We start from the raw sequence: 12,876 nt of genomic DNA on the forward strand, positions 1-12,876 counted from the left end.
CCGCCGCATGCACCAAAGGCATGCACCGCCGCGGCGTGCATGCTACGCTTGCACGGCTCCCACGATGCCGCGGCGCTCGCGCCCCACTCCATGCTTTCCGAATGACATCCGCCTTTCACATCGCGGTCCTCGACGACGAGGTCGACATCACGCAACTGCTGGCCGGTTACCTTCAAAGCCACGGTTTCCGGGTGACCCAGCTGCACAACGGCGCCTCGCTGATGGCATTGATGGGCACCGATCCGGCCGACCTCGTACTGCTCGACCTGGGCCTGCCCGGCGAAGACGGTTTCTCCATTGCGCGCCGCATGCGCGAAAACTGGCGCTGCGGGCTCGTCATCGTCACCGGCCGGGGCGACGCGGTCGACAAGATCGTGGGCCTGGAGGTGGGCGCGGACGACTACGTCACCAAGCCCTTCGACCTGCGTGAACTGGTGGCACGCGTCAAGGCCGTGCTCCGGCGCTTGGCGCCCAGCAATGCCGAAGCCGCATCCATGTCCGCAGTCGCACCGGTCACCCCGGCGCTTTCAGACAAGCTCCGCTTCGCCGGATGGCAGCTCGACGTCGCCGCGCGCAGCCTGGCCAATCCGCAAGGGCAGAACGTGGCGCTCACCGGCGGTGAGTTCGACCTGCTGTGCGCCTTTGCGCGCCATGCGGGGCGCGTGCTGTCGCGCGACTTCCTGCTCGAGCAGACGCGCGGGCGCGGAGCCGCCCCCTTCGACCGCACGATCGACGTGCAGGTCGGCCGGCTGCGCAAGAAGATCGAAGCCGACGCGGACGATCCGCAGATCATCAAATCGGTGCGGGGCGCCGGCTACATCCTGGTTCCGCCCGTCGCTCGCGGGTGACCCGATGAACCCGCCCCCGCCCTCTTCTCCCTCCGTCGCCGCGTTGCCGGGGCTGCCCTCGGGCGTCGAAGAAAGCAGCGTCTTCCGTTCGCTTTTCGTGTCCTACCCGGACTCGCTGCTGCTGGTCGACCAGGCGGGCGGCATCGTGCTGGCCAACCCTTCGGCGGCCAAGCTGCTGGGCTATGCCGTCGATGAACTGGTGGGCCTGAACGTGGACGTCCTGGTGCCCGACAGCATCCGGCCGCGCCATGCCGCCTACCGCGAAGCCTACGGCCAGGCGCCGCGCCCAAGGCCCATGGGCACGCAGATGGAACTGGTCGCCAAGCGCAAGGACGGCAGCGAGGTGATGGTCGAGATCGCACTCAGCCCGCTGCAAAGCCAGGGCCTGCCCTTCGTGGTGGCCGCCATCCGCGACATTGGCGCCTACCCGCGCGTGAAGCAGGCGCTGCAACGCGCGCGCTACAGCGACTATCTCGCGCAGCTGGGCCGCCTGGCCGTCGACACGCGCGACCTGCAGGTGGTGCTCGACCACGCACCCACCATGGCCGCCGAAGCGCTGGAGGTCGAAGTGGCCATGGTGCTGTTGCTGGACGACAGTCGCCTCGAATTTCGCGTCGCCAGCGGCGTGGGCCTGGTGCCCGGCGAAGAGATCGGCGCGCGCATTCCGAGCCACGCGAACACGCCGCCCGGCTTCGTGTTTGCAGAGGCCGCGCCTGTGATGGTGGCCGACTTCGCCAAGGAGCGCCGCTTTGCGGTGCCGCAGGCCTATCTCGACGCCGGTCTGGTCAGTGCGCTGGCCGTGCCCTTCTACGATCGCGGCCGCTTCATCGGCGTGCTGACCGTGCGCTCGCGCGAGGCCAAGCGCTTCGGTGACGAGGAGCTCCGATTCCTGGAGTCGCTGTCGAACCTGCTGGCCACCAGCCTGCAGCGGGTGCAGACTGAAGAGGCGCTCAGCCACGCGCAGCGGCTCGAAAGCGTCGGCCAGCTCACCGGTGGCATTGCGCACGACTTCAACAACCTGCTCACCGTCATCCAGGGCAACCTGCAGGTGCTCGAAGAGCTGCCCGCCATCGCGAACGACGGCTACGCCCAGCAGCTGGTGGGCGCGGCGGCGCGAGCCTCGCAGCGCGGCGCCGAACTCACCGGCAAGCTGCTTGCGTTCTCGCGCCGGCAGATGCTGCAGCCCAATGCAGTGGACACGCATGCCATGCTGCACTCGCTGGCCGACATGCTGCGGCGCACGCTCGACCAGCGCATCGGCATTTCGATCGACAGCGCGCCGAGCTGCCCGCCGGTGCTTGCCGACCCGGGGCAGCTCGAATCGGCACTGCTGAACATTGCCATCAATGCGCGCGATGCCATGCCCGACGGCGGCACGCTGCACTTTCGAACCGAGGCCTGCGGCGCGCTGCCGCCCGAAGTGCACAACGAGCTGAGCGACCGCGATGCGCACGGCAGCTTCGTGGCCATTTCCATCACCGACAGCGGCACCGGAATGACCGAGGAAGTGAAGGAGCGCGCGTTCGAGCCCTTCTTCACCACCAAGGAAGCCGGCCGCGGCACGGGCCTGGGCCTGAGCACGGTGTACGGCTTCGTGAAGCAGTCCAAGGGCGCCATTGCCATCGCCACGCGGCCGGGCGCGGGCACCACGGTGACGCTCTTTCTGCCCCAGCTGGACGAGGCCGCCGCCCCGGCCATGGAAGAGGAAGACATCGAGCAGGCGATTCCGCTCGGCCTGCGCGTGATGCTGGTCGAGGACGACTCCGAAGTGCGCAAGGTCGTGCAGACCTTTCTGACAACCCTGGGTTGCAGCGTGGTCGCGGCCAGCAATGCCGAGCAGGCCCTGATGAGCCTGGAAACCGATGCGGGTTCCTTCGACCTGCTGCTGAGCGACATCGCGCTGGGCCCCGGCATGCGCGGAACGCGGCTCGCGGCCGAAGCGCAGCAGCGCTTTCCGGAGCTCGCGATTCTCCTCATGTCCGGCTTCTCGTCGGAGTTGCTGGAAGCCGACCGGGAAGTGCCGCAAAGCTGGGAGCTGCTGCGCAAGCCCTACACGCGGGCCGAGCTTGCGCGTGCCATGGCCAGGGTGCTTGCGCACCCTTAGTGCCGCGCGTTCAGCGGCACCAGGCCTCGATCTGGTGGCCGATATCCAGCCAGAGCGCCTGCAGCGCCACGGCCGCGAGCAATGCGCCGGCCAGGCGCGCGCCCCACGCCTGCGGTCCGCCACCGCCGCTCCACCTGAGCTTCTGCCAGAGCCATGGCGCCAGCACCAGCGAGAGGCCGCTGCCCGTGGCGAACAGCATCATCGCGACGCCGCCCTGCAGCGGCCCGTTGCCCAGGCTGGCCAGCAGCAGCGCCGAATAGAGCAGCCCGCACGGCATGGCAACCCAGAGCGCGCCCGTCGCGAGCACGCCGAGCGGCGAGCTTCCGGCCAGCGGACGCAGCCGCGCCTCGAGCGTGCGGCCGATGCGCTGTGCCCACACCGGCTGCCGGCCGGAGACGGCCAGCATCGCGCCCCAGGCGAACACGAACACATGCAGCAGCATCCAGAGCGGCCTGAGCGCGGCCACTTGGGTGCTGGCCTGGGCCAGGCTGTCCACGCTCGCGGCGGCGATGGCGCCCGCCGTGGCGTAGCTCGCGATACGGCCCAGGTGAAAAGCCGCCTGCGCCGGGAACACCGCGCCGCCGCCCGCGCCCCCCGAGGCCGGCACGGGCACGATGCGGATCACAGCGGCCGATGCCGCGCCGCACATGGCCACGCAGTGCGGGCCGCCCGCCAGGCCCATCAGCAACGCGGCACCGGCCAGTGCGGTCTGCATGGTCAGACCACGCGCGAAAAGCGGTTGCGGTTCTCGCGGCAGTACCGGTCGAACACCATCGCGATGGCGCGCACCACGAACCATCCCTGGGGCGTCACGTCGATGTCGTGGTCGGTCATGCGCACCAGGCCCTGTGCCGCCAGCGGCCCGAGCGCCGCGAACTCGGTGGCGAAGTAGTGCCGGAAGTCGACCCGGTGCGCTTCGCCCATGGCGTCGAAATTGACGTGCCCCCTGCACATCAGGGCCATGATCACGGCACGCCGCAACAGGTCGTCGCGCGAGAGCGCAAGCCCGCGAACCACGGGCAGCCGGCCCTGGTCGAGCAGGTCGTAGTACGCGTCGATGGTCTTCACGTTCTGGCTGTAGGTGGCACCGATGCGGCCGATGGCGGAAACGCCGAGCGCCACCAGGTCGCCGTCGGGCTGGGTGCTGTAGCCCTGGAAGTCGCGGTGCAACCGCCCTTCCCGCTTGGCCACCGCGAGCGGGTCGTCCGGCAACGCGAAATGGTCCATGCCGATGTAGACATAGCCAGCCTCGGTGAGCGTGGCCACGGCGCGCGCGAGCATCTGCACCCGCGCCGCCGCATCGGGCAGCTCGTCCGCGGCAATGCGCCGCTGCGGCTTGAAGCGCTCGGGCAGGTGCGCGTAGGCATACAGCGCAATGCGGTCGGGCCGGAGTTCGCAGACCTGCGCCATCGTGCGGTCGAACGACGTCTCGTTCTGGCGCGGCAAGCCGTAGATCAGGTCGACGTTGATCGACTGGAAGCCCAGCGCGCGGGCCTCGGCCATCAGGTCGAACACCTGGTGCGCCGGCTGGATGCGGTGCACGGCCTTCTGCACGTCGGGATCGAAGTCCTGCACGCCGAAGCTCAGCCGGTTGAAGCCCAGCGACGCCAGGTGCGCGAGCCGCACCGCATCGACGGTGCGGGGGTCGATCTCGATGGACTGCTCGCCGCCGGGAAGAAAGACGAAGGCCTCGCGCAGCATGGCAAGGAGCTGGCTCAGCTCGGCGTCGTTCAGGAACGTGGGCGTGCCGCCGCCCAGGTGCAGCTGGCTCACGGTGGTGCCGCGCCCGAGCTGCGCAACCTGGAGCCGGACTTCGCGCGCCAGGTAGGCCAGGTACTGGGTGGCCTTCTCGTGGTGCCGCGTCACGATCTTGTTGCACGCGCAGTAGTAGCACAGCGATTCGCAGAACGGAATGTGCACGTACAGCGAGAGCGGCGCCGCCGAAGCGCCCGCATCGCGCCGGCCCTGCAGCGCCAGCGCGTAATCGTCAGCATCGAAGGCCTCGACGAAGCGATCGGCCGTCGGGTACGAGGTGTAGCGCGGCCCCGCGACGTCGAACTGCCGCAGCAAAGCGGTCGACAAGGGCGCCGCGGCTGGAACGACGGGGCGGTCGAGAAAGGCGGTGGAAGTCGAAGTCATTGCGGATGCTCGGGAGTGTCGCGGGACGGCGGCATGGCCAGGAGCGCGGTGAATGCGCTGGAAGCCGCCGCCATGGCCCAGAAAACAAAGAACGCCAGGGTGTAGACGCCCTGGCGCGACATGCGCAGCGCGTCGCCGCCCCAGTGCAGATCGGCCGGATCGACCATCGCGAAGACCAGGATCTCGATGGCGCAGGCCAGCAGGAAGGCCGGCCACAAGACGCCGATGAGCTGGCGCGACCAGGTCATGGCCTGGCCTCGCCGCGCGGCACCGGCACAGCTTCTTCGGGCGTGGCCGCATGGTTCCTGCCGGCGACGGCGGGCATCAGCTTCTTGTCCGCCAGGGTCTTGTTGATCTCGACGCCGCGGCGGTAATAGTCTTGCGACACCAGCGGGTCGGAGCTTCCCCAGGCAAACCAGAAGGTCACGAAGCTCGCGACCACCACCAGCGCGGGCCCGGCAATCACCATCCAGAGCAGCGGGTAGCGCCACCATGGTTTTTCGCCCGGCGTCTGCGTCCATCCGTTCTTCGTTGCGTTCATTTCGTTTTCCTTGCTTCAGCGCGGCACCAGGAAGACCGCTTTCTCGGACACTTCGGCTCCGCCCTCCTCGTCCCGGATGTCGAAGTGCACCGTGTGCGAGCCGGAGGGCACCACGCCGTAGGGCACTTGCAGGCGCACGGCAACCCAGCGCGACTGGGCCGCATCGATGGTGACGCGCTCGTCGGGCGAGACGCGCAGGCCTTCGATGCCGTGCGCGGCAATGCGGTAGTGGCGTGCGTCCTCGGTGGCGTTCATGATCTGCAGGCGGTAGACGTTCTCGAGTCGCCCGCCCTCGACGATGCGGGCCAGCGATGCGCGGTCGCGCACCACGTCGACCTTCAACGGCGTGCGCGCGACAAGGCTGGCCAGGAGCCCCGCCACCAGCAGCGTGAGGATGGCGGTGTAGACCAGCACGCGCGGGCGCAGCACGCGGCGCAGCAGTTGGCGGCGCGTCCATCCGGCCTCCATGCCGTTTTGCGTGTCGTAGCGGATCAGCCGCGGCGCATAGGCCATCTTCTGCATCACCGTGTCGCAGGCGTCCACGCAAAGCCCGCAGCCGATGCATTCGTACTGCAGCCCCTGGCGGATGTCGATGCCCGTGGGGCACACCTGCACGCAGAGCCCGCAGTCGATGCAGTCGCCCAGCGCCACGCTGCGCGGGTCGAGGCCCTTGCGCCTCGGTGCGCGCGGCTCGCCGCGCTTCGGGTCGTAGGTGACGATGAGCGTGTCGCGGTCGAACATGGCGCTCTGGAAGCGCGCATACGGGCACATGTACTTGCAGACCTGCTCGCGCATGAAGCCCGCGTTGCCGTAGGTCGCAAAGCCGTAGAAGAAAACCCAGAACACCTCCCACGAGCCCATGCGGGTCTGCAAAAAGGCCATGCCCAGATCGCGGATGGGCGTGAAGTAGCCCACGAAGGTGAAGCCGGTCCACAGCGCGATGCCGATCCACACCAGGTGCTTGAACCACTTCTTGACCAGCTTCTCCAGCGACATCGGTTCGGCATCGAGCCGCATGCGCGCCGTGCGGTTGCCCTCGATCTTGTGCTCCACCCACATGAAGATCTCGGTGTAGACGGTCTGCGGGCAGGCGTAGCCGCACCACAGCCGCCCGGCCACGGCGGTGAACAGAAAAAGCGCCAGCGCGCTGACCACCAGCAGGCCCGAGAGATAGATCAGGTCCTGCGGGTACAGCACCAGGCCGAAGATGTAGAAGCGCCGCGAGGCCAGGTCGAACAGCACCAGCTGCCGCTCGCCCCACTCCGCCCACGGCAGGCCATAAAACACCAGCTGGGTCAGGAAGACCATGGCCCAGCGCCAGCGCGCGAACATGCCGCGCACGGTGCGCGGGTAGATCTTCTTCGTGGCTTCGTACAGGCCGACCGAGTCGCTCTCCACCGGAACGATGGGGATGATCTTGCGCGCATCGGGGCTGGCAGCCGGTACCGATGCAGGGACGGGGGTGGATGGATCCATGATCAGACAGCGGCGGATGTCAGGGCCCGGTGACGGGGTTCGAAAGACCCCAGACGTAGGAAGCGAGCAGCTTGATCTGCGCCTCGGTCAGGCGGCCTTCCTGCGCCGGCATTTCGCTGTGCTTGCCGGCGTTGACGATCTGCACGATGGCGCTTTCGCCATAGCCGTGCAGCCAGATCTTGTCGCTGAGGTTGGGCGCGCCCACGGCCTGGTTGCCGACACCGCCGATGCCGTGGCAGGCGGCGCACACCGTGAACTTGGACTTGCCGAGGCCCGCGCGCACCGAGTCGTGCGGCGCGCCCGAAAGGCTCAGCACGTAGTTCGCCAGGTTCTTCACTTCCTCCTGCGTGCCGACCGCCGCCGCCAAGGGCGGCATCACGCCGGTGCGGCCCTTGGTGATGGTCTCGGCGATCTTCTCGGGCGCGCCGCCGTGCAGCCAGTCCTTGTCGGTCAGATTCGGGAAGCCCTTGCTGCCGCGCGCGTCGGAGCCGTGGCACTGGGAGCAGTTGTTCATGAACAGGCGTTCGCCGATGGCCATGGCCTTGGGTTCGCGCGCAATGTCTTCCATCGGCATGCCGGCGTAGCTTGCGTAGACGGGCGCCAGCGCCTGGTTGGCCTTGGCCACTTCGGCCTCGTACTCGGCGCTGGTGCTCCAGTTGGCCTGGCCGCTGAAGCTGCCCAGGCCGGGAAAGACCACCAGGTAGCCGACCGCGAAGAAGATGGTCATCACGAACAGGCCGACCCACCACAGGGGCAGCGGGTTGTTGGACTCGCGCAGATCCTCGTCCCACACGTGGCCGGTGGTGTTGTCCGCATCGGACGCAACGCGCTTGCGCGCCGTGAGCCACAGCAGCAGCATGCATCCGAGGATGCTCAGGACCGTGCCGGCCGCAACGTAGTTCGACCAGAAGTTGTTGACGAAATCGCTCATCGTGGGCCCCTCTACTCTTCAGTCTTGCTCGAATGGCAGGTGGGCGGCTTCGTCGAAGCGCGCGGCGTTGCGGCGGGCATAGGCCCAGGCCACGATGCCGAGAAAAAGCGCAAAGCACAGCACGGTGGCGGCAACGCGCAAGGTGGTGATATCGGTCATGGTCGGGTGCTCCTTACTTGAGCGCGAGGCCCAGCGATTGCAGGTACGCCACCGTCGCGTCCATCTCGGTCTTGCCGCGGACGTCTTCGGCCGCACGGGCGATTTCGTCGTCCGAATACGGCACGCCGACCTGGCGCAGCGCGCGCATGCGGCGCGGAATGGCTTCGGCGTCGACCAGGTTCTTGTCGAGCCACGAATAGGCCGGCATGTTCGACTCGGGCACCAGGTCGCGCGGGTTGTTCAGATGGATGCGCTGCCACTCGTCGCTGTACTTGCCGCCCACGCGGTGCAGGTCGGGGCCGGTGCGCTTGCTGCCCCACTGAAAGGGGTGGTCGTAGACGAACTCGCCCGCCACCGAGTAGTGGCCGTAGCGCAGCGTCTCCGAGCGGAACGGCCGGATCATCTGCGAGTGGCAGTTGTAGCAACCCTCGCGCAGGTAGACGTCGCGGCCGGCGAGCTGCAGCGCCGTGTGCGGCTTCAGGCCCTCGATCGGCTCGGTGGTCGACTTCTGGAAGAACAGCGGCACGATCTCGACCATGCCGCCGATCGCGATCACCACGAGGATCAGCACGATCATCAGCAGGTTGTTGGTCTCCACCTTCTCGTGGGTGAAGCCGGTGCTCTTGTGTTCGGGGTTCGGGTTCATGCTTGTTCCTCAGGCGTGGGCAATGGCAACGGGCGGAATCGATGCCGCAACCGAACGCCCGGAGATCACGGTCATCCACACGTTCCAGGCCATCACCAGCATGCCGCCCAGATACAGCAGGCCGCCGGCCAGCCGCACCACGTAGAAGGGGAACGTGGCTTTCACGCTCTCCACGAAGGTGTAGGTGAGCGAGCCGTCGGGGTTGATGGCGCGCCACATCAGGCCCTGCATCACGCCGGCGATCCACATGGCGGCGATGTACAGCACGATGCCGATGGTGGCGATCCAGAAGTGCGCATCGATGGCCTTCACGCTGTACATCTCCGTGCGGCCGTACATGCGCGGAATCAGGTAGTACAGCGAGCCCATGGTGATGAAGCCCACCCAGCCGAGCGCGCCGGCATGCACGTGGCCCACGGTCCAGTCGGTGTAGTGGCTCAGGGCGTTGACGGTCTTGATGGACATCATCGGTCCCTCGAAGGTCGCCATGCCGTAGAACGACAGTGCCACGATCAGAAAGCGCAGGATCGGGTCGGTGCGCAGCTTGTGCCAGGCGCCCGAGAGCGTCATCACGCCGTTGATCATTCCGCCCCAGCTCGGTGCCAGCAGGATCAGCGAGAACACCATGCCCAGCGACTGCGTCCAGTCCGGCAGCGCCGTGTAGTGCAGGTGGTGCGGGCCGGCCCACATGTAGGTGAAGATCAGCGCCCAGAAGTGGACGATGGAGAGCCGGTACGAGTACACCGGCCGGCCAGCCTGCTTGGGGATGTAGTAGTACATCATTCCAAGGAAGCCCGCGGTGAGGAAGAAGCCCACCGCGTTATGGCCGTACCACCACTGCACCATGGCGTCCTGCACGCCCGCATAGGCCGAATAGCTCTTCGTCCAGCCGGCAGGAATCTCGGCGCTGTTCACGATGTGCAGCAAGGCCACGGCGATGATGAACGCGCCGAAGAACCAGTTCGCAACGTAGATGTGGCGCACCTTGCGAACGCCGATGGTGCCGAAGAACACGACCGCATAGGACACCCACACCGCCGCGATGAGGATGTCGATCGGCCATTCGAGCTCCGCGTATTCCTTGCCCGTGGTGTAGCCCAGCGGCAGGCTGATGGCGGCGGCCACGATCACCGCCTGCCAGCCCCAGAACACGAATGACGCGAGCGCCGGCGCGAACAACCGGACCTGGCAGGTGCGCTGCACCACGTGAAAGCTGGTGGCCATGAGCGCGCAGCCGCCGAACGCGAAGATCACTGCGTTGGTGTGCAGCGGCCGCAGGCGGCCATAGCTGAGCCATGGAATGCCGAGGCTGAATTCGGGCCAGGCGAGCTCGGTGGCGATGATCACGCCGACGAGCATGCCGACCACGCCCCAGACCACGGACATGAGGGAAAGTTGCCGCACGACGGTGTCGTCGTACGCCGCTGCGGGAGGATTGGGTTCTTGCATCGTGCTGCCTCTTGATGGACTGGAGGCAGTGTCCCTGCGCACCCGCCGGGTCGGTTTGATGCAGATCAATCGTGACGCAGGATGCGGTCGCCTTCGATCTCGATGTCGTCGAATTGCCCACGTTCGATGGCCCACCACAGGCCGCCGAGGATGGCGAGCACCAGCACGACCGACAGCGGGATCAGGAGAAAGAGGATGTCCATCAGCCGCCCGTCCTGGCGTCAGCGTTGCCATGAGCCGCCGCGAGCCGCGCCGCATTGAGCACCACCACCAGCGAACTCGCCGCCATGCCCAGCCCGGCGAGCCATGCGGGAAGCCAGCCTGCGATGGCCAGCGGCACGCACAGCGCGTTGTAGCCCGCCGCCCATGCGAGGTTCTGCCGCACCACGTGCAGCGTGCGCCGCGCCTGCGCGATGGTGCGCGGAATGGAAGCGAGCGCATCGCCGAGCACGACGAAGTCGGCCCGCGCACGCGAGAGCGGCACCGCGCGGCCGAAGGCAAAGGACGCGTTCGCGCGCGCCAGCGAAGGGCCGTCGTTGAGCCCGTCGCCGACCATCGCGACCTGCCGGCCCTCCGCCTGCAGGCGCCACAGCACCTCTAGCTTGTCCTCAGGCGTGCAGCCGCCCTGGGCAAAGGCAATGCCGGCGCGCGCTGCGATCTCGCGCGCGGCGCTGTCGCGGTCGCCGGAGAGCAGGCGCACCGTGATGCCTTCGGCCTGCAGCGCCGCCACCGCGGCGACGGCATCCGGGCGCAGCTCCTCGGCAAGCACGAAGCTCGCGAGCCAGCCCTGCTCGTCGCTGAGGTGAACCTGCGGCGCTTCGACCTGCAGCGGCGGCACGTTGCAATAGCCCGCGGAGCCCAGCCGCATGCGGCGGGCGGGCCCGTCGACGCTCGTGTCTCGGCGCAGCAGGCCTTCGAGGCCGAGGCCCGCCAGTTCGGCCGGCTGCGTCACTTCCCAGGCGGGCGGCGAGCGGAACTGCGCATTCCATGCATTCACCAGCGCGCGGGCACCGGGATGCAGCGAATGCGCGCCGAGCGCGGCGCCAATCTCCAGCGCGTCGCCGGGGCGCAAACCCTGCCGGCAGTACACGCGCTCCAGGCGCGGGGTGTCGCCGGTCAGCGTTCCCGTCTTGTCGAAGACCACCGTATCGACCGAGGCCAGCGCCTCCAGCGCCTGCAGGTTCGACGTCAGCACGCCGCCGCGCGCCAGCGCCCCCGCGCTCGCGAGCATGGCGGCCGGCGTGGCCAGGGACAGCGCGCAGGGGCAGGTCACGATCAGTACCGCCACCGCCACCATCAAGGCCTGGCCCGAATCGGCATGCCACCAGAAAGCTGCGGCCCCGGCGGCCGACGCCAGCACCAGGATGAGAAACGGCCGTGCGATCCGGTCGGCCAATTGCGCCAGGCGCGGCTTGCTCAGCGCCGCGCTTTCCATCAGTCGCACGATCTGCGCGAAGCGCGTGCCCTCGCCCACCGATTCGATGCGCACCTGCACCGTGGCCGAGAGGTTGTGGCTGCCCGCCAGCACGCGCTCCCCGCGCGCTCGCGGCACGGGACGGGATTCGCCGGTGAGCAGCGCCTCGTCGGTGCTGGTGCCGCCGTCGATCAGCACGCCGTCGGCCGGAAAGGCCTCGCCGGGGCGCACCCGCACCACGTCGCCGGCGGCAAGGCGGCGCACGGCCACGCGCTGCCAGCCGCCATCGGCCTCGAGCCGTTCGATGCTGTCGGGCAGGCGGTTCATCACGGCTTCGAGCGAACCGGCCGTGCGGTCCCGCAGCCGGGCCTCGAGCCAGCGGCCCGTGAGCAGGAAGAACACGAACATGGTCAGCGAGTCGAAATACACCTCATGGCCCAGCGCGCCCGCGTTGTCGAAGGTGGCCGCGGTGCTGACCGCGAAGGCAATGGCGATGCCGAAGGCCACCGGCAGATCCATGCCGATGCGCCCGTTGCGAAGATCGCGCCACGCGCTGCGGAAGAACGGGCCGCAGGAAAAGAAGAGCACGGGCAGCGTGAGCACCCACGAGGCCCAGCGAAGCAATTGCGCCGCGTCCGCAGTCATCTCGCCGGGCTGCGCGATGTAGGCCGGGTAGGCATACATCATCACCTGCATCATGCAGAAGCCCGACACCAGCCAGCGCCACAGCGCAAGCCGCAGCTCGCGCGAACGGCGCTCGCGCGCGGAGCTGTCGGCGGCCGGCACCAGCCGGTAGCCCGCCACCGCGGATGCCTCGAACCAGCGGGAGGGCCGCGTCTGTGCGGCGGACCACACCACGCGCGCACGCTGGCTCGCGGCATTGACCTGCACTTCGAGCACGCCGGGCACGTGCAGCAGCGCCGTCTCCACCGCAAGGCCGCAGGTCGCGCAGTGCATGCCCTCCACGGCGACCTGCGACTCCCATCGTCCCGCCGCGGCCGTGCCATCGTCGAGCGCGCGGCCGAACGCCGGCCATTCGGAGGGATCGTCGAGCACCTGCCACTCTTCACGGGGTGCCCGTGGGAGCGCGGCGGCCGGGGAGAAAGAGGCGAGCGCGGCTTGCATCGGGCAAGGCTAAGGGCCGCGGCCGCGCCGCCGTTTGATCTGCA

Annotated in this window: 13 protein-coding genes; 2 read left to right on the forward strand and 11 right to left on the reverse strand. The window is 68.4% G+C overall.

Features of this window, described 5'->3' with window-relative positions; translation table 11 throughout:
• Positions 1-101: 101 nt before the first annotated feature.
• Together ACJ7Z0_RS03860 and ACJ7Z0_RS03865 are read left to right on the forward strand one after the other, a co-directional pair.
• Entirely contained in the window at positions 102-848 is a 747-nt protein-coding gene (locus tag ACJ7Z0_RS03860; RefSeq protein WP_434788786.1) for a response regulator, read from the forward strand.
• A 4-nt stretch (positions 849-852) separates the two neighbouring features.
• The gene (locus ACJ7Z0_RS03865; protein ID WP_434788787.1) at positions 853-2,952 is read left to right on the forward strand and encodes a PAS domain S-box protein; all 2,100 of its coding nucleotides are present in this window, start codon (positions 853-855) and stop codon (positions 2,950-2,952) included.
• A gap of 10 nt (positions 2,953-2,962) precedes the next feature.
• Here ACJ7Z0_RS03865 and ACJ7Z0_RS03870 read toward each other — a convergent pair whose 3' ends face one another.
• The 11 genes from ACJ7Z0_RS03870 to ACJ7Z0_RS03920 all read right to left on the reverse strand — a co-directional run bounded on the left by ACJ7Z0_RS03870 (position 2,963) and on the right by ACJ7Z0_RS03920 (position 12,832).
• Positions 2,963-3,667 carry a sulfite exporter TauE/SafE family protein gene (locus ACJ7Z0_RS03870; RefSeq protein ID WP_434788788.1) on the reverse strand — a complete coding sequence of 235 codons (705 nt, stop codon included), beginning with the start codon at positions 3,665-3,667 and terminating at the stop codon, positions 2,963-2,965.
• A gap of 2 nt (positions 3,668-3,669) precedes the next feature.
• Positions 3,670-5,091, reverse strand: a complete 1,422-nt coding sequence (gene hemN / locus ACJ7Z0_RS03875) for an oxygen-independent coproporphyrinogen III oxidase (protein WP_434788789.1) — start codon at positions 5,089-5,091, stop codon at positions 3,670-3,672.
• The gene (locus tag ACJ7Z0_RS03880; RefSeq protein WP_434788790.1) at positions 5,088-5,339 is read right to left on the reverse strand and encodes a hypothetical protein; all 252 of its coding nucleotides are present in this window, start codon (positions 5,337-5,339) and stop codon (positions 5,088-5,090) included. The genes hemN and ACJ7Z0_RS03880 overlap by 4 nt, the downstream gene beginning before the upstream one ends.
• On the reverse strand, positions 5,336-5,632 hold the full coding sequence (locus ACJ7Z0_RS03885) for a FixH family protein (protein ID WP_434788791.1): 297 nt from the start codon (positions 5,630-5,632) through the stop codon (positions 5,336-5,338). The genes ACJ7Z0_RS03880 and ACJ7Z0_RS03885 overlap by 4 nt, the downstream gene beginning before the upstream one ends.
• Before the next feature lie 15 nt (positions 5,633-5,647).
• Complete coding sequence (gene ccoG / locus ACJ7Z0_RS03890; protein ID WP_434788792.1) at positions 5,648-7,108, reverse strand: cytochrome c oxidase accessory protein CcoG; 1,461 nt, start codon at positions 7,106-7,108, stop codon at positions 5,648-5,650.
• A 19-nt stretch (positions 7,109-7,127) separates the two neighbouring features.
• The gene (ccoP, locus tag ACJ7Z0_RS03895) at positions 7,128-8,039 is read right to left on the reverse strand and encodes a cytochrome-c oxidase, cbb3-type subunit III (RefSeq protein ID WP_434788793.1); all 912 of its coding nucleotides are present in this window, start codon (positions 8,037-8,039) and stop codon (positions 7,128-7,130) included.
• An 18-nt stretch (positions 8,040-8,057) separates the two neighbouring features.
• Complete coding sequence (locus tag ACJ7Z0_RS03900; protein ID WP_431131465.1) at positions 8,058-8,198, reverse strand: cbb3-type cytochrome oxidase subunit 3; 141 nt, start codon at positions 8,196-8,198, stop codon at positions 8,058-8,060.
• Positions 8,199-8,211: 13 nt separating this feature from the next.
• The gene (gene ccoO, locus ACJ7Z0_RS03905) at positions 8,212-8,844 is read right to left on the reverse strand and encodes a cytochrome-c oxidase, cbb3-type subunit II (RefSeq protein ID WP_434788794.1); all 633 of its coding nucleotides are present in this window, start codon (positions 8,842-8,844) and stop codon (positions 8,212-8,214) included.
• A gap of 9 nt (positions 8,845-8,853) precedes the next feature.
• Positions 8,854-10,293 carry a cytochrome-c oxidase, cbb3-type subunit I gene (gene ccoN / locus ACJ7Z0_RS03910; RefSeq protein WP_434788795.1) on the reverse strand — a complete coding sequence of 480 codons (1,440 nt, stop codon included), beginning with the start codon at positions 10,291-10,293 and terminating at the stop codon, positions 8,854-8,856.
• Positions 10,294-10,358: 65 nt separating this feature from the next.
• Positions 10,359-10,496, reverse strand: coding sequence for a cbb3-type cytochrome oxidase assembly protein CcoS (gene ccoS / locus ACJ7Z0_RS03915; RefSeq protein ID WP_093022575.1), 138 nt, complete (start codon positions 10,494-10,496; stop codon positions 10,359-10,361).
• Positions 10,496-12,832: a heavy metal translocating P-type ATPase gene (locus tag ACJ7Z0_RS03920; protein ID WP_434788796.1), complete on the reverse strand. Its 2,337-nt coding sequence runs from the start codon at positions 12,830-12,832 to the stop codon at positions 10,496-10,498. The genes ccoS and ACJ7Z0_RS03920 overlap by 1 nt, the downstream gene beginning before the upstream one ends.
• Between the last annotated feature and the right edge of the window lie 44 nt (positions 12,833-12,876).

This window comes from Variovorax palleresanus, from assembly GCF_051144945.1.
Classification (GTDB): domain Bacteria; phylum Pseudomonadota; class Gammaproteobacteria; order Burkholderiales; family Burkholderiaceae_C; genus Variovorax; species Variovorax paradoxus_S.